This is a genomic window from Halopiger goleimassiliensis (genome assembly GCF_000455345.1).
In the GTDB taxonomy this organism is placed as follows: Archaea; Halobacteriota; Halobacteria; order Halobacteriales; family Natrialbaceae; genus Halopiger_A; species Halopiger_A goleimassiliensis.
The window spans coordinates 656,165-677,476 of sequence record NZ_HG315690.1 but is presented as its reverse complement, the minus strand read 5'-3'; the positions used below and the strand labels follow the sequence as shown (position 1 = coordinate 677,476).

The 21,312-nt window shown below is 65.8% G+C and carries 25 protein-coding genes; 10 read left to right on the top strand and 15 right to left on the bottom strand.

Annotated elements, in window-relative coordinates:
- Window positions 1-12 precede the first annotated feature (12 nt).
- The 4 genes from TX79_RS03340 to TX79_RS03325 all read right to left on the bottom strand — a co-directional run bounded on the left by TX79_RS03340 (window position 13) and on the right by TX79_RS03325 (window position 3,317).
- A complete protein-coding gene (locus tag TX79_RS03340) occupies window positions 13-498 on the bottom strand; it encodes a universal stress protein (RefSeq protein ID WP_049925738.1) in 486 nt (161 codons plus the stop codon).
- A gap of 123 nt (window positions 499-621) precedes the next feature.
- The gene (locus TX79_RS03335; RefSeq protein ID WP_081655476.1) at window positions 622-2,013 is read right to left on the bottom strand and encodes a TIGR00341 family protein; all 1,392 of its coding nucleotides are present in this window, start codon (window positions 2,011-2,013) and stop codon (window positions 622-624) included.
- Window positions 2,014-2,215: 202 nt separating this feature from the next.
- Window positions 2,216-2,974 carry a proteasome assembly chaperone family protein gene (locus TX79_RS03330; protein ID WP_049925737.1) on the bottom strand — a complete coding sequence of 253 codons (759 nt, stop codon included), beginning with the start codon at window positions 2,972-2,974 and terminating at the stop codon, window positions 2,216-2,218.
- A 91-nt stretch (window positions 2,975-3,065) separates the two neighbouring features.
- Window positions 3,066-3,317 carry a hypothetical protein gene (locus TX79_RS03325; RefSeq protein ID WP_049925736.1) on the bottom strand — a complete coding sequence of 84 codons (252 nt, stop codon included), beginning with the start codon at window positions 3,315-3,317 and terminating at the stop codon, window positions 3,066-3,068.
- A gap of 161 nt (window positions 3,318-3,478) precedes the next feature.
- Between TX79_RS03325 and TX79_RS03320 the strand changes: the two genes are divergently transcribed.
- Entirely contained in the window at window positions 3,479-4,702 is a 1,224-nt protein-coding gene (locus tag TX79_RS03320) for an iron-containing alcohol dehydrogenase family protein (protein WP_049925735.1), read from the top strand.
- Window positions 4,703-4,714: 12 nt separating this feature from the next.
- Here the strand turns inward: TX79_RS03320 and TX79_RS03315 are convergent, their stop codons facing one another.
- From TX79_RS03315 to TX79_RS03295, 5 genes are all read right to left on the bottom strand, one after another.
- Entirely contained in the window at window positions 4,715-5,176 is a 462-nt protein-coding gene (locus TX79_RS03315) for a hypothetical protein (RefSeq protein ID WP_049925734.1), read from the bottom strand.
- A gap of 81 nt (window positions 5,177-5,257) precedes the next feature.
- Entirely contained in the window at window positions 5,258-6,028 is a 771-nt protein-coding gene (gene queC, locus TX79_RS03310) for a 7-cyano-7-deazaguanine synthase QueC (RefSeq protein ID WP_049925733.1), read from the bottom strand.
- Window positions 6,029-6,083: 55 nt separating this feature from the next.
- Window positions 6,084-6,851 (bottom strand): 7-carboxy-7-deazaguanine synthase QueE, encoded by a 768-nt coding sequence (locus tag TX79_RS03305; RefSeq protein ID WP_049925732.1) that lies wholly within the window; start codon window positions 6,849-6,851, stop codon window positions 6,084-6,086.
- A gap of 1 nt (window position 6,852) precedes the next feature.
- Window positions 6,853-7,344 carry a 6-pyruvoyl trahydropterin synthase family protein gene (locus TX79_RS03300; RefSeq protein ID WP_049925731.1) on the bottom strand — a complete coding sequence of 164 codons (492 nt, stop codon included), beginning with the start codon at window positions 7,342-7,344 and terminating at the stop codon, window positions 6,853-6,855.
- A 189-nt stretch (window positions 7,345-7,533) separates the two neighbouring features.
- Window positions 7,534-7,884, bottom strand: coding sequence for a winged helix-turn-helix domain-containing protein (locus tag TX79_RS03295; RefSeq protein WP_049925730.1), 351 nt, complete (start codon window positions 7,882-7,884; stop codon window positions 7,534-7,536).
- Between the two features lie 123 nt (window positions 7,885-8,007).
- On the opposite strand from TX79_RS03295, the gene TX79_RS03290 reads away from it, so the two are divergent.
- On the top strand, window positions 8,008-8,700 hold the full coding sequence (locus TX79_RS03290; protein ID WP_049925729.1) for a competence/damage-inducible protein A: 693 nt from the start codon (window positions 8,008-8,010) through the stop codon (window positions 8,698-8,700).
- Here the strand turns inward: TX79_RS03290 and TX79_RS19965 are convergent.
- Window positions 8,691-8,813 (bottom strand): hypothetical protein, encoded by a 123-nt coding sequence (locus TX79_RS19965; protein WP_268257975.1) that lies wholly within the window; start codon window positions 8,811-8,813, stop codon window positions 8,691-8,693. The two genes, TX79_RS03290 and TX79_RS19965, sit on opposite strands and share 10 nt — an antisense overlap.
- A 172-nt stretch (window positions 8,814-8,985) precedes the next feature.
- Between TX79_RS19965 and TX79_RS03285 the strand changes: the two genes are divergently transcribed.
- The 6 genes from TX79_RS03285 to TX79_RS03260 all read left to right on the top strand — a co-directional run bounded on the left by TX79_RS03285 (window position 8,986) and on the right by TX79_RS03260 (window position 13,275).
- The gene (locus TX79_RS03285; RefSeq protein WP_049925728.1) at window positions 8,986-10,086 is read left to right on the top strand and encodes an ATP-NAD kinase family protein; all 1,101 of its coding nucleotides are present in this window, start codon (window positions 8,986-8,988) and stop codon (window positions 10,084-10,086) included.
- Between the two features lie 103 nt (window positions 10,087-10,189).
- On the top strand, window positions 10,190-11,221 hold the full coding sequence (locus tag TX79_RS03280; RefSeq protein WP_049925727.1) for a phosphate signaling complex PhoU family protein: 1,032 nt from the start codon (window positions 10,190-10,192) through the stop codon (window positions 11,219-11,221).
- Between the two features lie 109 nt (window positions 11,222-11,330).
- A complete protein-coding gene (locus TX79_RS03275; protein WP_049925726.1) occupies window positions 11,331-11,519 on the top strand; it encodes a DUF7525 family protein in 189 nt (62 codons plus the stop codon).
- A gap of 188 nt (window positions 11,520-11,707) precedes the next feature.
- Window positions 11,708-11,932: a DUF7123 family protein gene (locus TX79_RS03270; protein ID WP_049925725.1), complete on the top strand. Its 225-nt coding sequence runs from the start codon at window positions 11,708-11,710 to the stop codon at window positions 11,930-11,932.
- A 68-nt stretch (window positions 11,933-12,000) separates the two neighbouring features.
- The gene (locus TX79_RS03265; RefSeq protein WP_049925724.1) at window positions 12,001-12,441 is read left to right on the top strand and encodes an SRPBCC family protein; all 441 of its coding nucleotides are present in this window, start codon (window positions 12,001-12,003) and stop codon (window positions 12,439-12,441) included.
- A 3-nt stretch (window positions 12,442-12,444) separates the two neighbouring features.
- Window positions 12,445-13,275 (top strand): carbon-nitrogen family hydrolase, encoded by an 831-nt coding sequence (locus tag TX79_RS03260; RefSeq protein ID WP_049925723.1) that lies wholly within the window; start codon window positions 12,445-12,447, stop codon window positions 13,273-13,275.
- Between the two features lie 197 nt (window positions 13,276-13,472).
- On the opposite strand, the gene TX79_RS03255 is transcribed toward TX79_RS03260, so the two are convergent.
- Window positions 13,473-14,033, bottom strand: coding sequence for a metal-dependent hydrolase (locus tag TX79_RS03255; RefSeq protein WP_049925722.1), 561 nt, complete (start codon window positions 14,031-14,033; stop codon window positions 13,473-13,475).
- 153 nt (window positions 14,034-14,186) lie between these two features.
- Complete coding sequence (locus TX79_RS03250) at window positions 14,187-15,722, bottom strand: aldehyde dehydrogenase family protein (RefSeq protein WP_049925721.1); 1,536 nt, start codon at window positions 15,720-15,722, stop codon at window positions 14,187-14,189.
- 135 nt (window positions 15,723-15,857) lie between these two features.
- Here TX79_RS03250 and TX79_RS03245 point away from each other — a divergent pair, with 135 nt between their 5' ends.
- Window positions 15,858-16,694: a proline dehydrogenase family protein gene (locus TX79_RS03245; protein ID WP_049925720.1), complete on the top strand. Its 837-nt coding sequence runs from the start codon at window positions 15,858-15,860 to the stop codon at window positions 16,692-16,694.
- On the opposite strand, the gene TX79_RS03240 is transcribed toward TX79_RS03245, so the two are convergent.
- Complete coding sequence (locus TX79_RS03240; protein ID WP_049925719.1) at window positions 16,691-17,413, bottom strand: helix-turn-helix domain-containing protein; 723 nt, start codon at window positions 17,411-17,413, stop codon at window positions 16,691-16,693. The genes TX79_RS03245 and TX79_RS03240 overlap by 4 nt on opposite strands.
- 128 nt (window positions 17,414-17,541) lie before the next feature.
- Window positions 17,542-18,717 (bottom strand): M24 family metallopeptidase, encoded by a 1,176-nt coding sequence (locus tag TX79_RS03235; protein WP_049925718.1) that lies wholly within the window; start codon window positions 18,715-18,717, stop codon window positions 17,542-17,544.
- Window positions 18,718-18,859: 142 nt separating this feature from the next.
- Here TX79_RS03235 and TX79_RS03230 point away from each other — a divergent pair, with 142 nt between their 5' ends.
- Window positions 18,860-20,269: a sodium:solute symporter family protein gene (locus TX79_RS03230; protein WP_049925717.1), complete on the top strand. Its 1,410-nt coding sequence runs from the start codon at window positions 18,860-18,862 to the stop codon at window positions 20,267-20,269.
- A 105-nt stretch (window positions 20,270-20,374) separates the two neighbouring features.
- Here TX79_RS03230 and TX79_RS03225 read toward each other — a convergent pair whose 3' ends face one another.
- A complete protein-coding gene (locus TX79_RS03225) occupies window positions 20,375-21,184 on the bottom strand; it encodes an RIO1 family regulatory kinase/ATPase domain-containing protein (RefSeq protein ID WP_049925716.1) in 810 nt (269 codons plus the stop codon).
- Window positions 21,185-21,312 lie beyond the last annotated feature (128 nt).

Sequence of the window (21,312 nt, the reverse complement as noted above, 5' to 3'; positions counted from 1 at the left end):
CGAGGAACTCGCTCACTCCTCCCCGTAAAACTCGCCGTGGGGGTCGATCGCCTCGAGCCGTGGTGGACCGGTTTGGCGGACGAGGAAGACGTCGTACGACTCCTCGGCGGCGACGTGGACGCCGACGCTGGCCAGCGGCGTCACCACGCGGCCGACGTTGTCGCTGCCCAGAAAGAGGACGTCCGGGTCGTGGCGTCGCGCCAGCCGTTCGACGTGGTCTGCGAGTCGATCCTCCGGCGGGAACTCCCGGATCCGCTCGACGTCGAACTCGGCGTCGGGTGCCAGCTCGTGGACCCGTTCCCGGAGCCCGTCGACGACGGCGTCGACGTCGAACGGTTCGTCCGCCCCGATCCAGCCCTTCTCTCGAGCGTACCGTTTCCGTTCGGGAACGACGGTTACGGCAGTCACCGGTTCCTCGAGCGCGGTCCCGTACTCCACGGCCCGGACGAGGGCCGCCTCCGAGAGCTCGGATCCATCGAACGGAACGACGAACGTCATGGTGTGGGGATCGGCCCCGCGTGCAATAACTTCGCGGGCTCGTTCCACACTGGCGCAAGCGTCCGCGGCTACCACCCGTCCTCACGTTGGTGGCCACCTACAGGCGTCGGCGAAGGCCAGGAGTTAGGTCGTCGCCTCAAGCGTCGGTACGATGGCAGTCCCGGGTCTGACGTTTCGAGACCCGACCGACGCGGTCGACGGCTCGTCGTCGGCGTCGAGACCGGTGTCCTCTGCCAGGACGTACCGGACCTCGACGGCGACCGGTTCGTCGGCGGTCGCCGCGAGCTCGTCGTGGATCCGTTCGGAGAGGCCCGGGTCGTTCCCGGGGTCGGCTCCTGAAACCGTCACGACGACCTGGTCTATCGACCGCAACGGGTAGTCGTCGTCCAGCGTTACCTCGACCGACTCGCGCTCGAGGTCGGCGTAAGCGGGTTCGGTAAGGGCGTCGTCGACCGCCTCGTTGGCCGTCGACGACAGTTGCGTCGCCTGGAACTCGACTAGAGTGACGCCCGCGAGGGGAGCGGCCAGCAACAGGAGCACGATGCCGAATATCGCCCCGTAGGCGTAGGTCGGCTTCCGCGTCGGTGGTACGTCGAACAGCCCCTGGGGCCTGTAGCCGGCGATCCAGAGCGTAAGCAGCGCCGCGAAGTTGATCGAGAGGACGTTGACGACGACGAGGACGAAAGCGCCCAGTGCCGCGCCGTACATCCCCCAGGCCGTCGTGATGCCGACGGCTGCCGCGGGCGGGATCAACGCGGCGGCGATCATCACGCCGACGATGGCCTCGGAGAAGCCACGCGTGAGACTCAGGATCCCCGCGACGCCGGCACCGAGCGCGACCATAATCGACAGCAGGTTCGGCGACACTCGTTCCTCGAGTTCGGCGACGACGACGATGTCGACGCCGCCGGGTTCGAACCCGCCCAGTCGCGCGAGCGTCGCCAGTCCGATCGAAGCGACGATCACGACGACGACGCCGATCGTCTGGTACCGAAATCCCGTCGCCCGGAGGTCGTCGTCGCCGGTGACGATGCCAACGCTCGCCGCCAGTGCAGGCCCGAGAAGCGGTGCGATCACCATCGAGCCGACGACGACGGCGGGCGAGTCCGACAGTAACCCCGCGGTGGCGACGACCGCGCTAATCAACAGCATCACGAGGTAAATCGACACCGAGGGGGTGAACTCGTCGGCTTTCGTCCGCAACACCTGTCTCGAGGTCCGTGCCCCGCGCGTCCCGCCGTGGCTGTACTGGTCGAGCAATTCGTCGAACTGTTTCGAGACGACCGTCTGGGCGTCGATGACGACGACTCTGGCGTCCTCGAGACCGGCGTCTGCCAGCCGATCTAGTACCGACTCGACGGCCCGCGTCGGCAACGGGAAGCGGACCACTGTCGCGTCGTCGATTCCGGAGCCGGTCGCCTCGTCGGTGACCACGTACTCGATTCCCTCGCCGTCGAGCACGTCCAGCACTGTCCGCCGTCGGTTCGACGGGACGGTGATCTCGAGGTATCGCATCGACGGACGAACGACGGACGGACTGATAGTACTAGGACCGGCATCCATCTACGAGAACGAGCGGAACTGTCGTGACGACTGGCGACGCTCCGCAGATCCGAGCGGGCCCGTGCGCACGACGATCCGCTTTCGCTACCCGGTCGACGAACCGCGCTCTCGAACCCTCCCGGAACTGCCGACTCGGCCCGGATCGGACCGACTGTCACTGGAACATGCCGGTCTGGACCTGCTGTTGCTCGCTTTGCTCTTCGGCCATCTGCTGGTACTGCTGGGCGACCTGCTGCATCCGCTGTCGGATCTCCTCGGCCTGTTCGTCCAGAGCCGTCGTGTCGATATCGAACTCGACGAGGGGCTCGAGCGCGTTCTCGATGACCGATTTCGCGGCCTGTGGGTCTGGGAGATACGGATGCGAGCGGACGATGAGCAGAGCGGCCGGAACGTCGGCCTGATAACACTCCCGGACGAGAGCGCCGGTGATACCGCCGACGAGGCCGGGTTCCTCGGGGACCTCGATGCCGGCCTCCCGGAGCTCCGCCTTGATCGCGTCGGTCGTCGCCACGCCGGTCACGTCGCCGATTTCCTCCTCGGACTGGGCCGGCGCGCCCGCGAGGAAGATCGCCCGTTCGAACTCGTCCGCGAGGTCCTCGAGCACGCAGTTCGCGAGGGGTTCGTGGGCCGCCTGGGGCAACGGGAGGTCGCTCTCGAGGGTCAGCACGTCCGGATCGGTACCCGCGTACACCCGGACCAGATCCTGGACGAGACCGTCTTCGAACGTGACGACCGGCGGGAACGCGTCGGCAGCGACGTTCCCGTAGTGCTCGAGGTCGAGTTGCTCGGTGATCTGATCGACGGCGATCGCCGCGACGAGACCGTGTCCGGGGAGTCCCTCGATGAGCGTGGGTTGGGTCGCTCCGACGTCCGCGACCTGCTCGAACGTGGCCACTGCGTTCTGGTCGGACATACGTCTCGATAATTCGTCGTCCACGAGTATCAGATCGACGCCTCGCGTCGGACTTCCGACTCGGTCGCACCGTTCACCGACTCGGCCGTCGTTAGCCGAGCACGACCGCGCCCAGCAGGCCGATCAGCCCGGCGTGCCAGACGATCGCAACCGCGACGGCCCGGGGATTCGTCCGGGGAAGCGGCGGGTTGCGAAACAGCGCGTGGTAGACGAATCCGGTGGCGGCGAGGGAACCGAGTACGACCCCTGTCTGCACCCCCACGGACGTCACGCGCCCCAACGCGATCCCGGCGGCCAGGCTGGCGGCGATGGCCACGATGATCGCGTCGTAGTAGTCGAGCATAGGTCTCACCTCCACTAGCGGCTACGTCCTCGACCGTTGGAAATCCCCAGAGCGGTTCCCGCGGGTCGGGAATCACGGCGGGGACGACGGACGTGACGGAGCCGGTCGGCCGCCCCGACGCCCACGCTCGTTTTATCTTCCGGCCGACCGAAGGATGGGGCATGACACAGCCGTTCTCGAGCGATCGCGACCCCTCGTTTCGATTCGCCTACGACGTTCCGACGATCCGGTTCGGTCCCGGCTGTGTGGCGGACCTCGCGACCGAACTCGAGCGCCACGGCCTCGAGCGCGCGCTCGTCGTCTGCGGGTCGACGGTCGGCTCGACGCCCGCCGTCATCGATCCCGTCACGGACGGACTGGGCGACCGACTCGTCGGCGTCTTCGACGAGACGACGCCGGAGAAACGGCTCGCGACGGCGTTCGACGCGTGCGAGCGCCTCGAGCACGAGGGCGCTGACGTCCTGGTAGCCGTGGGAGGCGGGAGTAGCCTCGACGTGGCGACGGTCGCCGGCGTGCTCGCAGCGACCGACCGCGACCGCGAGTCGATCTACGAGGCGTTCGCCGAGACGGGGACGATCGACGTCCCCGAGGAGGGCGTAGTTCCGATCGTCACGATTCCGACCACGCTCGCGGGGGCCGACCTCTCGAACGCCGCCGGGATTACCGCCGGACCCGAATCCGGGTTCGTCGACGCTCACGTCGGCGGGGGCGTCTTCCACCCGTCGTTGATGCCCGCGGCCGCGTTCTACGACCCCGATATCGTCGCGACGACGCCGGAGCCGGTCCTCGCCGGGTCGGCCATGAACGGGTTCGACAAGGGGATCGAAACGATCTACGCGGCCACCGCGACGCCGGTGACCGACGCGACCGCCGCCCGCGGGCTGGGCGTCCTGGCCGACGGCCTCGAGGCCTTCGGTGCGGGCGAGCGCGACGCGGAGACGGTCGCGACGATCCTCGAGGGACTCGTCCTCGTCCAGTTCGGCATCTCGAGACCCGACGAGTCGACGCTCTCGATCGTCCACGCGTTCGGGCACGGGCTGACCGAGGGCTACGACGTCCAGCAGGGGGCAGCCCACGCTGTGGTCGTCCCGCACGTGCTCGAGTATCTGCTCGGGAGCGACGCGTCCGTGCGGCGAGAGCTGCTGGCCGACGCGCTCGGAGTCGGCGAGGCCGACGATCCGGGTGAAGCGATCGTCGAACGCGTCCGCGAGGTCCGGAACGCGCTCGACGTACCGACCCGTCTCCGGGACGTGGACGGCCCCGAGCCAGCGGCCTTCACCGAGGTCGCGGAGACGATCCTGGCCGATCGGCTCGTGACGAACGCGCCGCCGGGACTCGAGCCCACCGTCGACGAGATCGAGGACGTTCTCGAAGCGGCCTGGTGACGACCCGGAGCCTCACCGACGGCCGGATTCGATGTCGGTCGGCGGCTCGACACCGCGGGCCGGCGGTGCGAGACCGTCGTGCAGCGGCGATGCTGCCCGGAGGAGGTAGATTGCGAGGACGGTCCCACTCGTCGAGAGGATCGCTATCGTCGTCGTGCCCGAGGTCGGCAGGAGCTCCAGCACGGAGAGTCCCATTCCCCCGACCACTACCGAGACGACCGTCCAGACGTCCACGTTCGGGAAGCGTTCGGCGAGCCGGTCCCGCATGCGGGAAGCGTACAGGAAGCCACACCAGACGCCAGCGGCGACGATCGGCCATCGATTACCGACGGTCGGAAGTCCGCTCTCGGCGGAGACGAACCCGGCGAACGCCGGGAGGCCGATCAGCAGAACGAGAAGTTCCCCGCGTCGACCGGATGGGATCGTCCACTCACCGTCGGCGTCGCGGAACCACCAGCGGGGGAACCGGACCATCGTCGACCGATACGACGACGCGTGTGTTGAACGTTTCCTCGAGCGGGACGCTCGCGGCACGCAACCGCCCGACCCTCGTCGTCAGTCCTCCACGTAACTCGGTCGCTCGGCGTACTCGATCGGATCCCGGACGCCGATGCGCTGGAACGCCTGCAGGCGGAACGCACACGCGTCGCAGGTGCCACAGGCCGGGGCTTCGTCGCGATAACAGCTCCAGGTGTGTTGGTAGGGGACCTCGAGTTCGACGCCGCGGGCGGCGATGTCCGTCTTCGAGGCCTCGACGAACGGTGCTTCGATCGAAATCTCGGTGTCGGGTTTCGTGCCGACGTCGACGACCCGTTCGAACGCCTCGAAGAACTCGGGTCGACAGTCCGGATAGCCGGAGAAGTCCTCGCTGTGAGCACCGATGAAGACGGCGTTACAGCCGTTGGCCTCCGCGTATGAAACGGCCATCGACAGCAGGTTCGCGTTCCGGAAGGGGACGTACGACGACGGGACCTCGTCGCTCTCGAGGTCGGCGTCCTCGACGGCGATCTCCTCCTCCGTGAGACTCGAGGCTCCGATGGCCGCGAGGTGGTCGGTTTCGATTCGCAGGAACTCCGTGACGTCGAGTTCGTCGGCCAGTCGTCGGGCACACTCGAGTTCGCGGTCGGCGGTCCGCTGCCCGTAGGAGGTATGCAGCGCGTAGAGGTCGTAGCCCCGGTCACGTGCCTCGTAGGCCGCGGTCGCGCTGTCCATGCCGCCGGAGAGCAGGACGACTGCGCTGTCTGATTGATCTGATCCTCCGGTTTCGGGACGCGTGGCACGTTCTGAAGTCGATTCGCTCGTCGTGGGGTCGTAGTCGTCGGTCATGGTTTCGTATCGCGGATAGTGGTTTATCGTGGCGTCGTCGGGAATCGTCGGTCGATCAGGTTTCCGGCGCGTCGTTCCAGAGGTCGACGTGCAGGCGTGGCGTGTACCGGTACCCCCGGTCCAGCGCGAGGTCCGCGACGCGCGTTCGCGTCTCCGCGAGTGCCTCTCGCGTCGCGCCTTCCGGCATCAGCAGGACGTCCTCGTTTCGGATCGATTCGTCGGTGACTCCCCGGAGGTCCGCCAACAGCGCCTCGATCTCCGTTACGTCCGCCTCGTCGGTGACGACGAACTTCAACTGGAACGGGTACGACTCGACCAGTTTCGCGAGGGCCTCGAGGTCGATCCGGTCGCGTTCGTGGCGACGTTCCCACTGTCCGGGTTCCGCGCCGTCGGGCGCGCGATCGGGGGTCGGCGTGCTGCTGGCCAACTTCGGGCTGATCGACGCCAGGTCGATCGGCGCATCCCGGTAGATCGTCCCGTTGGTCTCGACGGTCACGTGATAGCCGCGGTCCGCGAGGGTCTCGAGCAGGGCAACGCTGCGCTCGTGAACCAGGGGTTCCCCGCCGGTGAGGACGACGTGGTCGGCGTCGTAGCCTTCGATCTCGTCGACGATCTCCTCGAGATCCATCCGGGCGTGGGTCGGTTCCCACGAGGTGTTGTAGGAGTCGCAGAACCAGCATCGGAGGTTACAGCCGCTCGTGCGGACGAATACCGACGGAACGCCGGCGAGGGTTCCCTCCCCTTGTAGCGAGTAGAACAGTTCGTTGATCGGGAGGGTCTCGCCGTCGGCGTCCGTCCGATCGATCGATTCGGAGACCGGCATCTCAGATCGCGCCACCCCCGCAGAGTTCGCTGGTCTCGCTGACCTGAACCCGAACCTCGGTGACGGTTTCGGGGAGGGCTTTCCGGAGCTTTTCCTCCAGAACGACGCTCATCACCTCGGCAGTCGGCGGCTCCTCGAGCACGACGACGCCGTCGGCGTCGCCCGCGGCCTCGAACGCCTCGACGAGCGGATCGCCGGCCTCGAGGAGGAACACGTGATCCCACTCCTCGATTATCTGGGTAATATCTCCTTTGTCGGCGACCCACCCCTCAGCGGTTAGTTCTCCCTCGACGGTAACGGCGATCTCGTAGTTGTGTCCGTGTGGACGGGCACATTTACCGTCGTGATGCAGAAGTCGATGGCCAGTACTGATCCTGATCGGACGGTCGTGGCCGATTCGAAGTCGTCGATGCGTTCCGACGGTCGGAGAAGTCGTTTCCGTTGCCACGTCCGTAGTTCGCTCGTGATTTCGGGGAGCGGTAGAATTCGTCATACTCGGGTATTCTCTCGAGAATACTTAAAGATGGTCGAACGAAGACAGTGCTCTCCAGCGGATCGGATCTCCCGTCCGAGAGGGCGTTCAGGGTGGACCGTTCCCAGCAACAGCCAGTGGGGCAACCGGTGGTCCGAAGAGGAGAGGACGAACAGAGGAGGACGGAGGGAAGAGCGGCCGATCGAAAACTCAGTCCTGCAGTTGGTCCTGAAGTTTGTTCTTCGCCTCGGTACGTCGCTTCTGGGAGAATCGCGGCGCATCACCGGTGAAGTCGACCTCGATCTCGTCTAGGGTTCGCCGATAGATGTTGGTCCGACGCCCCTCGTCGGACACCCGCCGCCCCTCACAGGTCAACAGCCCCGCGTCAACGAGTTCTTCGATCCGTCGATAACAGGTCGCGATCGGGATCTCGATGTCCTCGCTCAGCGTCTGCGCTGATTTCGGGGTGCCAGCTGCACACAGAATCTCCGCGCTGTACTTGTTTCCCAGCGCGGAGAGCACTGCGGTCGAGTCGTCGTCAGTTCGGTCCGAACGGGACATCGAGTGGGTGTTACTAATTATCAGAAGTGAATCTTGTGGTATCTGTGAATTCGAAGACAGTTGACCGGTGTTGTCGAGGAACCGAACGGGACGCCTTTGGGGCCCCCGCTCGTAGAACTGGATATGAAGGTCGCGGTCGTTACGGTCGGTGACGAACTTCTCGCGGGACGGACGACGGATACGAACGCCACCTGGCTCTGTGAACGGCTCACCGAACGGGGCGTCGACGTCGAGCGGATCACTACCGTCCCGGATCGGATCGGTGACATCGCTCGCGTCGTCAACGAGTACCGGGCGGAGTACGACGCCGTGATCGTCACCGGCGGGCTCGGGCCGACGCACGACGACGTGACGATGGAGGGCGTCGCCGCCGCACTCGGTCGCTCGATGGTCGAACACGAGGACGCCCTCGCCTGGCTCGAGGAACAGGGTTACTCCCGACAGGACCTCACGGAGGGAACTACGGAACTACCGGCCGGCGCGGAGGCGTTGCACAACGACGTGGGGGTGGCCCCCGGCGCGGCGCTCGAGGGCGTCTACGTCCTTCCCGGTGTGCCGGCGGAGATGCGGGCGATGTTCGAGCGCATCGAGGAGGAGTTCACCGGAACGCCTGCCGCTCGAGAGGTCGTCGTCGCCGACGAACCCGAAAGCGCGTTGCTCGAGCGGATCGCGGACCTCCGCGAACGGTTCGACGTCTCGATCGGCAGCTATCCGGGCGAGGCCGTCCGGATCGAGATCCAGAGCGACGACGAGGAGACCGCGGCTGCGGCTGCGGCGTGGCTTCGCGAGCGGGTCGACGGACCCGATCAGCGGTAGACGTAGACGAGCCAGACGAGCGTTACCAGCAGCGCGAGCGCCAGCGTCCCCCAGCCGACGACGCCGATCGGCAGGACCGGCTCCGCCTCGAGTACGTGGATGAGTTCGTTCATGATCGGCGATCGGTTCCCGTCCCCCTTAGTTTTTCAGATCCCGCCCCGCTGATACGGAGTGTTGTACCGATCTACCGGCGTACCCGCCGCCCGGGTCGCGGGTACGCCGGAGATGACGGATGGGATACCGTATGACGCCACATCCTTCCGTGTCGGCTTCGTACCCGGTAGTATGGAGTCGCTGGGGGTCGTCGTCAATCCGATCGCCGGAATGGGCGGTCGCGTTGGACTGAAAGGGACCGACGGGAAACTCGAGGAAGCCCGCGACCGCGGTGCGGAACCGCGCGCGCCGGACCGGGCGCGCGAGGCCCTCGAAGCTGTTCACCGCCGTGAGCCGGCGCTGACGGTGGTAACGGCGGCGACGGTAATGGGCGAAGACGCCGTCCGCGACGCCGGCTACGAGCCGACGGTGGTGTACGAGCCAGCAGCCACGACGGACGGACGTGTCGATCCGGCCGCACCCGGGACGACCGCCGCGGACACGCGTGGGGCCGTCGAGGCGTTTCTCGAGCACGGCGTCGACCTCGTGCTGTTCGTCGGCGGCGACGGGACCGCCGTCGACGTCGCCGAGGTGCTCGAGTCCGCGGACGAAGAGACGCCGATGCTGGGCGTACCCGCGGGCGTGAAGATCTACTCGTCGGTGTTCGCCGTCACGCCGGCGGACGCGGGCCGGATCGCGGCCGAGTTCGACCGCGTCGGCTCGCGGGAAGTCAACGACATCGACGAGGAGGCCTACCGGGAGGGCGAGGTCCGAACGCAACTCGAGGCGGTCGTCTCCGTTCCCGTCGCGCCGAACGTCCAGTCGAGCAAGCAGATCGCCAGCGGCAGCGTCGACTCGCTGGCGTCGGGGTTCGCCCGCGAGGTGGAGTCCGATCGGACCTACGTCTTCGGTCCAGGGGGGACGGTCGGGGCGATCGAACGCGAACTCGGGATCGACCCGTCGCCGCTCGGCGTCGACGTCTGGCGGGACGGGGAGGTGCTCGTCCGTGATGGGGCCGAACGCGACATCCTCGCGGCGCTCGAGGAGCCGACGACGATCGTCGTCTCGCCGATCGGGGGCCAGGGCTTCGTCTTCGGGCGCGGCAACCACCAGCTCTCCCCCGACGTCATCGGACGGGCCGACGAGATCGAGGTAGTGGCCTCCGACGAGAAACTGGACGATATCGACGTTCTGCGCGTCGACACCGACGACGAGGCGATCGACGAGTCGCTTCGCGGCTGGCTCCAGGTTCGGACCGGCCGGTTCACCACGCGACTGGTGAAGGTTGTTTAAGGTCTGGTTCGTACCGGCCGATTCGGCCAACCGTATAACTATCACTGGATGACGTAATGGCCATATAGTCAATATTAAGGTCGCGTCGCCCCTACGATCGGCCATGGAAACCCGGAAAGTGCAACGACTGGGGCCGTCGACGCTCGCGATGACCCTCCCCGCCGAGTGGGCCTCGGAACACGCCGTCGAGAAGGGCGACGAGGTGTCGCTTCGGACCAGCGGCAAGGGCACGCTGACCGTGATGCCCGAATCCGCCAGCACCGAGGAGACGGAAGCCATCATCCACACGGACGACCTGGACGCCGACGCCGTCGAGCGCGCCATCGTCGCCCAGTACGTGCTGGGCCGGCGCATCATCCGGATCGAACGACAGGACGGCGCGCTGGACTCCGAGCACATCAACGCGGTCTATCAGGCCGAGACGCAGTTGATGGGGCTGGGCGTCATCGAGGAGACGCCGGAGAGCATCTCCATCCGGTGCTCGGTCGACCCCGAGGACTTCACCCTCGACAACCTTCTCGAGCGCCTCGAACGGACCGGGCAGACGATGCGCGGCGAGGGAATCAAGGCGCTTGCCCACGGCAATCCCGACCTCGCTCAGCGGGCGCTCAATCGGGAGCGACAGGCCAACAAGATCTTCGTCCTCCTGTTGCGGCTGATCTTCACCGCCTACCAGAACCCCAACCTCGCACGCGCCGTCGGATTGAACAGTGGCTTCCCGTTGATCGGCTACCGCTCGATCGCGAAGAACCTCGAGCTAACGGCCGACAACGCCGAGGACATCGCCGAAATCGTCATCGAGACGCAGGGTCACTCGCTGGACGTCGACAGTTCGGTCATGCGTGACATCCGGGAACTGAACGAACAGGTCGACGAGATCACCACGATCTCCGTCGAGGCGGCGGTCGAGGCCGACTACGACAAGTCGAATCAGGTCCGGGGCCTGTTCCGGGAGATCTCGGAACGGGAACAGGAGATCCTCGCCGACCTCCCCGAGATGCCCAACGAGGAACTGCTCCGGGTCCGGGAGGTCCTCGTCAGCCTCCAGCAGACCGCCCAGTACGCGATGCGAAACGCCGAGATCGCGGCCAACCTCGCGCTCAACGAAGAGTCCGAACACACGACCATCAAGTGACCGGTACCGGGGCCGCTGGCCCGACGGACGACTCTCCCGCTGACCGTGTGAAACGGTCACGTCGTTCGAAACGGATGCTATTAAGAGACCTGACTGACAACCCTCGAGCATGGCTACGCAAACGGAGTCGTCGACGGACATGGGCGTTGGACTGGCGCTGGTGCTCGGTGCGGTCGCCGTCATCGGCGCGGGACTGATGTTTGTCGGCGCGCCGGACCTCACGGCGGCCTGGGGATTCGGCGCGGCCGTCCTCTTCAGTTGTCTCGCGGTCGTGGCGATCCACCTCTACTGGGACTGAGCCGACGGCCCACTGGTCGAATCGGATCGACTCGCGGAGAGGTCGATACGATCCGAATCGCCGCACCCTCTTCTGACGGTCCGGTCGAATCGCTTCAACCCGCCGACTCTGGGTCGTGTCACCGTCGCTTCGCCGGGTCGTGTCTACAAAAGTTAAGACCGACGAGACCGTAGCCGGGGGTACGGACGATGACCGAGTACTCCGACGAAGAGCAGCGCATTCTCTCGTATCTCCGGGAGAGTGCTGCCCGTGGTGAGCGGTACTTCCGGGCGAAGAACATCGCGGACGCGATCGGCCTCTCGTCGAAACAGGTCGGTGCACGACTGCCCCACCTCGCGGAGAAATCCGACGAGGTCGACATCGAGAAGTGGGGTCGTGCCCGGTCGACGACGTGGAAAGTCACCCTCAGTTGAGTGGCGGCCGCTCGCGTTCCGGCGGACGGTCCATCGCCTTTTTACCGGTGAACCCCTGACTGTGAGCCATGACTGTACGGGTCGAGCGGTCGTTCGAGCTGTCGGCCGCTCCCGAACGGATCTGGGAGTTCATCGCCGATCCGGAAAACCGTGCGCGGGCGATTAGCGTCGTCGACGACTTCTCGACGAACGATCCGGAGGGTCGAAAGGTTACCTGGGAGGTCGCGTTACCGATCCCGGTCGTTCGACGGACAGTCTCCGTCGAGACCGAGGACGTCACCAGACGGCGGCCGGAGTACGTCAAGTTCGTCGGCACGTCCCGCGTGCTCGATGTCACCGGCGAACACACGATCGTCGAAACCGATACCGGGGCGCGACTCGAGAACGTGTTCGTCGTCGATGGCAAGCTTCCCGGCGTCGAGACCTTCTTCAAGCGCAACCTCGACGCCGAGATCGAGAACCTCCGCCGGGCGCTCCAGCGGGACCTCCGGACGCCGACGGAGGGGTGACCGATGGACCGAGCCGACGCAACCGAGAGCCTGCGGATCGGACTCGCCCAACTCGAGATCGAACCCGGTGCGCGGCCGGCCAACGTCGACCGCGCGCTCGAGGCGATCGAGCGGGCCGCCGCCCGCGGGGTCGACCTCGTTGCCCTCCCGGAACTGTTCACCGTCGGCTACTTCGCGTTCGATCTGTACGAACGAACCGCCGAACCGGTCGAGGGGGAGACGCTCACGCGGGTGAGCGAGGCTGCCGCGGCCCACGACGTCGCCGTCCTCGCGGGAACGATCGTCGAAGACCTGGCGGCGACGACCGCCGTCGAGACGCCCGCAGCGGAGGGACTGGCGAACACCGCGGTGCTGTTCGACGCCGACGGAAAACGGCAGCTCGTCTACCGGAAACACCACCTGTTCGGCTACGAGTCCGCCGAGGCGGAACTGCTCGTCCCCGGCGAGCGCCTCGAGACGGCGACCGTCGGCGGCGTCTGCGTCGCCGTCTCGACCTGTTACGATCTCCGCTTTCCCGAACTGTTCCGCCGGTTCGTCGACGCGGGGGCAGAACTTCTTCTCGTGCCCAGCGCGTGGCCGTATCCGCGGATCGAGCACTGGGAGACGCTCTCGCGGGCGCGTGCGATCGAGAACCAGTGTTACGTCGCGACGATCAACGGGAGCGGCACCTTCGACGACGCGACTCTCCTCGGCCGCTCGACCGTCTACGACCCCTGGGGCGTCGCGCTCGCCTCGAGCGGCGACGAGCCGGCACTGGTGACGGCGGAGGTCGATCCCGCGCGCGTCGCCGACGTTCGCGAGGAGTTCCCGGCGCTGCGGGATCGACGGCTCTGAGAAGGGGGTGCAACCGCCGACTTTTTGTCCGCGGACGACGTACGAGGAGGTGCCGGGAACGACGCTTTTCACGTCAGTACCGGCAGACACGCCACGCCGGCCCGCCGCACGCTCGATTCCCGGGAATCGAGCGACCTCGAGCGCTCTCGTCCGCGTCCACGTCCACACCTCTCCCTTTCCGATCGTCCGTTCTGTCGTTAGCCGTCTGTCGGCGTCGGTCGAAGCCGTGCGAGCGTCGTCCGGAGCAACCCCAGCCCCGGATAGCCGTCGCGTCGCCAGAGTGCGAGCGCGAGCGCCGCGAGGACGAACTCCGCGAGGAAGAACGGATCGCTCGCCGAGCCACGGAGCAACTCGAGGATCGACGGAGATCCACTTTCGTAGGGGGTGACGGGTGTGAGGGGCCACAGGAGGTGTTCGGCTGCCACGCGCTCGCCCCAGAGTGCGGGGGCCGCGTCGACGAGACTGTGTGAGAGCGCACCGATGGCAAAGGCGATCGCGTACTCCCCGCGCCCGGATCGACTGACGAGGGCGTAGAGACCGATCGCGAGCGGGACCAGAACGAACAGCGTGTGTGCGAGCGTACGGCCGGTCGGTAACACGGCGGCGTACCACGCCAGCGGTTTGTCGACGAGATCCGGGAACTGACTGCCGAAGACGACGGCGACTGCGGCGAGTTGTCCGGGCGAGGCGTCGAACCGATGGCGCGTCGCGAGCGTATAACAGAGGTACGCGACGGCGACGTGTCCCAGCGGCCACATACTGATCGGATCGACGCCGTTCAGTGATAAACGTTCGACGATTTTCGCTTGGCGTCGAACAGGGGGAGAATTCTCAGACGGACTGCTGTCCCTCGGTTCCGGCACGACCGCGATCCCGGCGGTTGCGCCGGTACATCGGTACAGTGACCCGTCTCAGTCGTCCCGGGTCGTGATGTCCGCCGAGAGGCCCTGGGCCATCTCGATCTCCTTCGAGTTGTTCATGGTCCAGGCGGTGCGTTCGGTGACGGCCTCGATGGCCTCGCGGGCGCTCGGGTAGCCGTTGCCGGACTTCTTGACGCCGCCGAAGGGCAACTGGACCTCGGCACCGATGCAGGGCAGGTTGGCGTACGCGAGACCGAGATCGGCGTGATCGCGGAAGTAGTTGATCTGCCGGTAGTCCTCCGAGATGACCGCCCCGGCGAGACCGTAGGGCGTGTCGTTGTGGATCTCGAGGGCGCGTTCGATGTCACCCTCGTACTCGAGGAGCGCGACGTGTGGGCCGAAACACTCCTCTTTCAGACAGCGCAGGTCGGTGTCGTAGTCGATCTCGTAGACGAACGGGCCGACCCAGTGGCCGTCCTCGTGTCCGTCCGGAATCTCGTCGTCGGGGAGTTCGAACCGGTCGACCAGCACGTTCGCACCCTCCTCGCGGGCGAGTTCGTTGTGTTTGCGGATCTTTTCGACGTGGTCGGCCTCGATCGCCGGGCCCATGAAGGTGTCTTCCTCGAGCGGATCGCCGACGGCGACTCTCTCGGCGACCTCGACGAACCGCTCCTTGAACTCGTCGTAGACGTCGGTGTGGACGATCAGCCGTTCGGAGGAGACACAGCGCTGGCCGGTCGTCTTGAACGAACTCATCACGGCCGAGTGGACGGCGATGTCCAGGTCCGCCTCCTCCGTGATGACGATCCCGTTCTTGCCGCCCATCTCGCAGGCCGCGAGTTTGCCGGCTTCGCCGCCGACCTTGCTCGAGATCTCGTGCCCGACTTCCGCCGATCCCGTAAAGAGGACCGTGTCGACGCGTTCGTCGTCGACGATGGCCGATCCGGCGTCGCCGAACCCCTGGACCATGTTGAAGACGCCGTCGGGGATGCCGGCGTCTTCCATCATCTCGGCGATGATCTGACCGCACCACGGCGTCTGTTCGGCGGGCTTCCAGACGACCGTGTTGCCCTCGACCAGCGCGATAGCCATGTGCCAGAACGGGATGGCGACCGGGAAGTTCCAGGGGGTGATACAGCCGACGACGCCCCGGGGCTTGCGCCGCATGTAGGCGTCTTTGCTCCCGATCTCGCTCGGGACGACGTCCCCGTGAGGATGCCGGGCGTTGCCCGCCGCCCACTCGACCATGTGCCAGGCCTCGGTGACGTCGGCCTTCCCCTCCGAGATCTCCTTGCCACACTCCTTCGTGACGATCTCGCCGAGTTCCTCGTGGCGGTCGCGCAGTTCGTGGTAGATGTCCCAGAGGTACTCCGCGCGGTCGATGTAGGAGAGTTCCCGCCACTCCTCGAACGCCTCGTCGGCGGCCGCGAGCGCAGCGTCGACGTCGTCCTGGGTGCCGCGGTGGAACTCCGCGAGCGTCTCGCCCGTCGCCGGATTCTCGCTCGCGAACGTCTCGGAGCCGCGTCCCTCGGTCCACTCGCCGCCGATGTAGTGCTGGTTCGGTTGCGTCCCGGTTTGCTGCGACATAGTTCGTCATTACTCGCTGATTCCATGTAATCCCCACCGATCATGGTCGCCCGAGAGGATTATTTCACCACGATCGGACGCTAACTCATTGGTCGGGTGGTGGCTTATGGGGTCCGTCTCGAGGAATACGAACGAATGATTCCCCCAATCGCGAGCAAATTCGTCGCGGGCGAAACGCCGGCGGAAGCGCTCGAGTACGCCCGGACGCTCGAGGAGCGCGACGTGACGGCCATCCTGAATCTCCTCGGCGAACACTACGACGATCCGGCCGACGCGACAGCCGACACCGAGGCCTACCTCGCGCTGATCGACGACGTGGGTAGTTCGGACCTCGAGGCCTGCATCTCGGTGAAACCGTCCCAGATCGGCCTCGACGTCGGTGCGGAGACCTTCGAGGAGAACCTGACCGAAATCGCCGACCGCGGCGCGGAGCAGGACGTGTTCGTCTGGGTCGACATGGAGGATCACACGACGACCGACGCGACGCTCGACGCCTACGAGGACCTCGTCCGTCGCCATGGCGGTGGCATGGGCGTCTGCCTCCAGGCGAATCTCAAGCGCACGCGCGAGGACCTCGAGCGACTGGCCGACGCCCCTGGCACGGTCAGGATCGTCAAAGGGGCATACGACGAACCCGAATCCGTCGCCTACACCGACAAGGAACGGGTCGACGAGGCGTACCACGACTGCATCGAGTTCATGTTCGAGTCGTTCGACGACGGCATCGCCGTCGGCAGTCACGATCCGACGTTCGTCTCCCTCGCCCGCGAGTTACACGACGAGTACGGCACCCCCTACGAGATCCAGATGCTGATGGGCGTCCGCACCGACGCCCAGTACGAACTGGCCGCCGACGACGTCGACGTCTACCAGTACGTCCCTTACGGCTCCAAGTGGTTCTCGTACTTCTACCGGCGGGTTCGGGAGCGAAAGGAGAACGCGTTGTTCGCACTGCGGGCGATCCTATCCTAGTCGGGATCGAGCAGTTTCGACTCCGCTCGTCGCAAGTGCTCGAGTAGCGTCGACTTCGCGAGGTCGAGGTCGTCGGCCAGTTCGCGGGTCGTGATCTCGCGGGGCCACTCGTAGTAGCTGGCCTCGCGGGCGTGTTCGAAGACCTCTCGCTGGGCACTCGTCAGGGTATCGAGCCGGTGTTCCCTGGTCGATCGGTCGGGGGAGTCCGCGGTCGTGATCGAGGTGATCGTCACCTCGGCTCCGGACTGTTCGCGCACGTCGTCGAGCGACGCCTCGATCGCGGACCGGTCGCCGGCGAAACAGAGGTTCCACTCCTCGCTGCCGTCCTCGATCCGAACCGGCGCGCTGTGGACGAACCCGTTTTCGAGCAGGGTCGGACAGACCATCTCGCTGGGGTCGTACTCGAGGAAGAACTCGCGGACGACGTTGCCCGGCGCGTTGCGGGCACGGCCGAACCGTTCCTGGAGTTCGAACACCTCGCCCGAGTGCTCGGACTCGCGAATTGCGTCCAGAAGTTGCTCGACCTCCGCCGACGTCTCGCCGAACGCCGTGAACAGTCCCCTGACCGTTTCGGGACTCTCGCCGGTCGTCGGCGAGTTGTAGACCGCGTGAGCGAGCACGCCACCGCCCGTTCGATCGGTCGCCTCGATCGCCCAGCAGTTCGGATGCCACAGATCGAGGGTCAATCGAACGCTCGATACCTCTCCCGTTAAGCTCATGTGGGTACGTGTCTCAAGGGGAGGCTTCTATGTTGTGATTTCGGAACAGAGATCCGAAAAATTGTATCGCCGATTCGTATTCGTCCGACGACGCCCGAAGAACAGCATCTCGAGTGTCAGGGCTGGAGCTATCGAACGATCAGGCTCTCGAGGTCACGGGGATAATACGTGAGCGTCTCCGTGCCCTCGTCGGTCACCACCACCGTATCGGAGTGTCGGAACCCACCTACGTCGGGAACGTAGAACCCCGGTTCGACGGTGAACAGTTCGCCTGGGCGGATCTCTCCCTCCTGATCGACGTCGAGGAACGGCCGCTCGTGGCCCTCCATGCCGATGTTGTGGCCGACGTGGTGTTGCGTGTACTCCGCGACGCCCTGTTCCTCGAAGTAGTCGACGACGGCCTCCTCGACGGCGGCGTACTCGACGCCCGGCCCGATGGTTTCGATCGCGATCTCCTGTGATTCCCTCATGATCTCGAAGTAATCTCGCTGCGCGTCGGAGACCTCGCCGACGAACATCGTCCGCTCGAGTTCGGTCGTGTAGCCGCCGACGTTCGGCTTGACGATGGTGACGACGTTGTCCCCGCGTTCGATCCGGGTCGTCTGGTCCATGCTGTGGGGGAGTTCGGTCACCTCCCCGGTCGTGAACAGACACTGCATCGGATTCGCCCACGAGCGCATCTCGAAGCGGTCGCCGAGCGCGTCGAGCATCGTCTTGACGGCCTCGGCCTCGACTTCCGCCCGGACCTCGATCGGTCGGCGACCGACCTCGATTCGCTCCTGGAGGAGCCGGTGACCGAGGTTTGCCCAGACGCTTGCCTCCCGGATGAGGTCGATCTCGGCGTCGCTTTTCGTCTCCCGCATGTCGGTGACGTAGTCCTCGACGCCGACGTCTGCGGAGACGAGCGCCGAGAGCGCCGGCCCAGTGTACCCGTTACGAGGCGGACTCCCGTCGGCGTCGACGGCGATCGACCCGTCCGCGATCCCGAGTCGGTCGCACATCTCCGCGACCCGCTCCATCGGCTCCCCCTGCGGATACTCGAAGTAGGTCGTCACCTCGTCGATCAGGAAGTCGTCGCGGGAGGCGTGTTCCTGCTCGAGTCGGGGGACGACGGCGTCGATTCGATCGTCGGTGACGCCGAGCGCGACCGGGCGCTCGGTCGGAAGGTGATACATCCCGCTCACGTAGTGGATGTTCAACGCGCCGAAGAGGACGACGCCGTCGTAACCGTCCTCGCTGGCGCGCTCGAGCAGGGTTCGCGTGCGATCACGGTGTTCCGATTCGCCGATCGTGAGGTTCGTCATCACGCGCCACCAGTCGACTATCGATATTAAAACCGGGACCGACCGATGGTCGCCTCACCCATCATATTTGGTATTTGTCACCACATTACAGAAACAATCGGTCGGGAGGGTATTTAACTACCGAGTATTGTACACGCACCACATGGAGGTACAACCCGACATAACGTTACTGTACATCGTCGCCGCGTATCTGATCGTGATGCTCGGCGTCGGCGTCTGGGCGTACGGCAAAACGGAGACGGCGGAGGACTTTATGGTCGCCGGGCGGAGTCTCGGCACGGCGGTCATCGCCGGGACCCTGCTTGCGACGTGGATGGGATCCGGAACGGTGACCGGTGGCGCGAACTCGGTCGCATACGACAACGGACTGCTACCGGCGATCCTCTTCGGCACTGCTGCGCTCATCGGCATCGGCGTTCTGAAGGCACTCGCTCCTCGAATTAGAGGCTTCGACAAACTGACGATCCCCGAGATGATCGAGTCGGAACTGGGGAAGGAAGGACGGGTCATCAGCCTGCTCGTCATCGCGTTCGCGTACGTCGGTATCGTCTCCTACCAGTTCATCGGCCTGGGATTCGTACTGAACGTCACCACTGGCATCCCGGTGGCCCAGGGAACGCTCATCGGAACCGCCGTTATCATCGTGCTGGCCGCGATGGGTGGCCTGATGTCGGTCGCGTACACGGACGCGATCAGTGCCCTCTTGATGCTGGTCGGACTCATCATCGCAGTTCCGTTCGTCGTCCTCGAGGCCGGCGGCTGGTCGGGGATCACTGCGAGCGTGCCGGAGAGTCACCTCGCGGTCCTCGGCGACCTCTCCGCGCTCGAGTTCTTCGCCCTCTGGGCGCCGCCGCTGCTGTTGATCCTCGCCGACCAGAACATGTACCAGCGGATCATCGCCGGAAAAAGCGACGAAGGAACCGACGCGGGACTGGTCGCGTGGTTCGTCGGCGTCGTCGCGACGATGACGCTCGTTCCCGTTATCGCGTTCGCCTCGCGAGCAATGTTCCCCGAACTCGACCCGGGAATGGCGCTGATCGCGACGACGACCGAGATTCCGACCTGGGTCGGCGGCGTCCTCCTGGCCGCCGCCGCGGCGTTTGTCATCACCACTGGCAGTTCCTACCTCCTGTCGGCTTGCACGAACCTCTCGCAGGATCTTTACAAGGGTTTCATCAACCCGGCCGCCTCTGACAAACGAGTCTTCTGGTTGACGCGTGCCTTCGTCGTCGTCCTCGGGGTCTTCGCGTTCGTTCTCGGCCAGTACTTCCCGACGATCCTCGAGGTCCAGATGTACTCCTATACGGCCTACGGAGCCGCGATCACACCCCCGCTGCTCGCGATCTTCCTGATGCGTGGTCGACTGACCAAGATCGGCGGTCTCACGGGGATGATCGTCGGTGCCATCCTGGCGATCACCTGGGATACCGTCCTCGCCAGTCCGTACGGACTCGACGCGGTGATCGTCGCGGCTCCGGTCGGTGGACTGCTCATCATCGTCGTCAGCTACCTGACGAGCGGCTCCACGCGAGCCTCGCCGACGGGGGCCTGATACGGCCCTGTCGCGACCCCCAGCGACAAGCGACCGGCCTTCGATCCGCTCGATACCGACGTCCCAGCCCGAACGAGCGACGCATTCGCGTTTCGACCGCTACCCCTAGGTTCGATGGAGTTCCGCCGCTTTCTCGAGTTCGCTGCGAAGGTGCGTCGAGTCGAACTCGTGGTCGGGCCGCAGCCTGACGAACTCGAGGAACCGCCGTGCAGCGAGCAGTTCCCCCGGCCCGTACACCGACGCCGCCGCCTCGACGGCCTGCCGGGCACCGATCCGCGGCTCGAGGACGGCCAGCGCACAGGCCAGATCGTACGCGGTCGTTTCCGAGACGCGGTCCTCGTGCACGCAGGTCGCGTCGATGAAATAGAGGCTGTCGTTACAGAGGAGGACGTTCTCGGCTCTGATGTCGCCGTGGGCGAGGTCGTGGTCGTGCAGCGTCGCGAGCATCTCGAACAGTTCCGGTGCCAGCCGTGCCAGCGTCTCGTCGGAGACCGATTCGAGGGTCCGAAACTCGGGAAGATACTCCATGACGAGGACCCCGAGACCGTTGGCCTCGAAGGCATCGAGGGGTTTGGGCACGTTGAGACCGATCTCGCGCATCCGCTGGGTCGCCTCGTACTCGTGTTCGACCATCTCCAGGGGCGTGTCGAACCGGTCGAAGAACCGTCCCGTGCCGGCCGCGACCGCGCCGACGTTCCGGCCGGTCGTCAACAGCGTATGGACGAGCGTGTTCTGCCTGGAGACGAGTTTGACGAACAGGTCGTCGTCGACGACGCAGGGGGTCGACAGCCAGTTGTTCGCCTCGAGGAACTCGACGCGAACGACCTCCCGGTCGTAGTGGTCCGCCAGCGTCCGCATCACGCGCTCGATGCGGTCCCACTCGACGGTCCCCCGTGCGAGCTGGCGGATATCCATACGTCCGAGTCAGGGGTGCGGGGGTTAAATGCATCCCGAAATGTCGGAGCCGCGAGACGACGAGGTACCCGGTCGATCGCCGCCGGCGTGTGCAGAACTGATACGAGGACTGTAAGCTGGCGCATCCG